The following is a 2,219-nucleotide window of genomic DNA, read 5'->3' on the forward strand; positions in this document are numbered from 1 at the left end:
CCGATCCGGCAGCGACTCCCGATCCGCTGGCGTCCTCGAACGCCCGGATCCTCGGGACGAGGCCGAACCCGATGCGCTCGACCACGGAACTCACCTACGACGTCTCTTCGGTCGCGGCCGCATCCCCCGTGACACTGAGGCTCAGCGACCCGACCGGGCGCATCGTGCGCACGCTTGTCGATGGGAAGATGGGCGCCGGGACGCACCATGCGAGCTGGGACGGCCGCGACGACGCCGGCCGGCCGGTCTGCACGGGCGTCTATCTCGTCCACTTCTCGAGTCTCGACGGACAGAGCACGGCGAAGCTGGTGCTGGTCAAGTAGCTGGCTCTGGATAGTCTGATCCGAAGAGCGCCGGAGGCATCCTCCGGCGCTCTTGTCTCTCTCCGGTTGCGAGGGACGAGTCCCCGCCGCGCGCGGAAGACGATCTAGCGCAGGAGGGCGAGCCCGGCGATTCCCACCAGGAGGCAGTAGATCCCGAAGAAACCGAAGCGGCCGCGGCCGACGATCTTGAGCAGCGCCGCGATCGAGAGATACCCGAGCGCGAACGAGATCATGCATCCCGCCAAGAGGAGCCCCGCCCGGCCCTGCCCCGCCTCGCGAAGCACTGCGGGGGCTTCGAGAACGATCGCTCCTAGGATCGCGGGGATCGACAGGAGGAAGGAGAAGCGGGCCGCTTCCTCCGGACGGATCCCGAGATAGAGGCCCCCCGAGATCGTGGCCCCCGAGCGGGAGACTCCGGGCAGGAGCGAGAGCGCCTGGAAGAATCCGATCACGAGCGCGCGTCCGATCGACACGGGGCGCGCGCCCCTTCGCACGAGAAGGGTCGAGAGAAGGATGAGTGCCGTGACGAGAAGCTCGATCGACGTCTGCCGGGGGTTCTCGTAGAGCGACTCGAGGCGGCTCCTCGCGAAGAGCCCCGCCGCCACTGATGGCGCCGTCCCCACGGCGAGCGCTAAGACCATCGCGATCGAGGCGCGCTCCCGCTCTCCCCTCCCGCCGCCGAGATAGACGGCAGCCGACCGGGCGAGTTGCGCGAGATCGCGGCGGAAGTAGAGAACGACCGCGGCGAGCGTCCCCAGGTGGAGCACGATCTCGACGGCGATCCCGGGCTGCTCGAGCCCCAGGATCGCGTTGGCCAGCACGAGGTGTCCGCTGCTCGAGATCGGGAGGAACTCCGTGAGGCCCTGGACCACGGCCAGGACGATCATCTCGGGAAGGGTCATCGGATCATGCCGATCCGGAGGAACTCCGGGGGATCGCCGCGCCGCCAGTCCCGGGATGGCAAGCCGAGGGCCCTACGCGCTTCCCAGACGATCGGCGGCCCTGTAGGCTTCGCGGGCCCGATCGTAGAGCCCCTTCTTGTCGAGGGCGATTCCCAGGTTGAACTGGGCGTCCGGATTGCGCGGCTCGATCTCGCAGAGGCGGCTCAGGGCCTCGATGGCCGCGTCCGGCATGTCGCTCTTGTTGTACGCCATCCCCAGGTGGTAGAGCACCTTCGCGTTCTCGGGGTGTTTCTCCCTGCACCGCTGCAGGCAGCGGATCGCAGTCTCGTAGATCCCCTTCTTGAAGTGAAGGACGCCGAGGTAGTACTCGATCTCCCAGTTCTCGGGATCGAGTTCGAGGGCTCGCCTCAGGTAGACGAGCGCATCCTCCGGGCGCTCTTCGATATAGATCAAGCCGAGATTGAAGTAGGCGTCCGAGTAGCCGGGGTCGATCTCGATCGCCGCGCGAAACTCCTCGCCCGCGTCCCGGTTGCGCCCCAGATCGGCGTAGGCCGCGCCCAGGTTGCAGTGGGCCTCGACGCTGAGTGGTTGGATCTCGAGCGCCCGCTGGAAGGCGAGAACGGCCTTCTGATGGTCGCCCGCCTGATCGTGGATGCATCCGATGTTGATCTGAGCCTTTGTCATCCGCGGGTCGAGCTTGATGCAGCGCTCGAACGTGACGATCCCCTCGTCCCAACGCTCCGCCTTCATGAGGGTGACGCCCAGCCGATAGAGCGACTCGGCGTTGTCGGGACCAAGGGCGATGGCCCGCTCGTGATCGGCGCGCGCCCGGTCGAGATCGCCGAGGTCCTCGTGCATGCGGCCATGGAGCGACCAGTACGCGGCCTGATCGGTGCTCTCCGCCGCATGTGCCTCGAGCAGCTCGAGGGCTCGACCCGGCTGCGCGAGCAGGCGGAAGGCCTCGCAGCAACGGCCGAGGATCTCCCAGTCGGCG

3 protein-coding genes are annotated in these 2,219 nt (G+C 67.6%); 1 reads left to right on the forward strand and 2 read right to left on the reverse strand.

From position 1 onward, the window contains the following. Positions 1-323 (forward strand): T9SS type A sorting domain-containing protein (locus FJY88_13755; GenBank protein MBM3288391.1); only part of this gene is annotated, 323 nt, incomplete at its 5' end. A gap of 104 nt (positions 324-427) precedes the next feature. Here FJY88_13755 and FJY88_13760 read toward each other — a convergent pair. Next, positions 428-1,225, reverse strand: a complete 798-nt coding sequence (locus FJY88_13760) for an undecaprenyl-diphosphate phosphatase (GenBank protein ID MBM3288392.1) — start codon at positions 1,223-1,225, stop codon at positions 428-430. A 72-nt stretch (positions 1,226-1,297) separates the two neighbouring features. Beyond that, a partial coding sequence (locus FJY88_13765) for a tetratricopeptide repeat protein (GenBank protein ID MBM3288393.1) occupies positions 1,298-2,219 on the reverse strand: 922 nt, incomplete at its 5' end.

Source organism: Candidatus Eisenbacteria bacterium (genome assembly GCA_016867495.1).
Classification (GTDB): domain Bacteria; phylum Eisenbacteria; class RBG-16-71-46; order CAIMUX01; family VGJL01; genus VGJL01.

What these genes read in the sequence shown, in the direction of transcription:
- FJY88_13760 (MBM3288392.1), bottom strand. Translation starts at nt 1,225, where the DNA reads ATGACCCTTCCCGAGATGATCGTCCTGGCCGTGGTCCAGGGCCTCACG.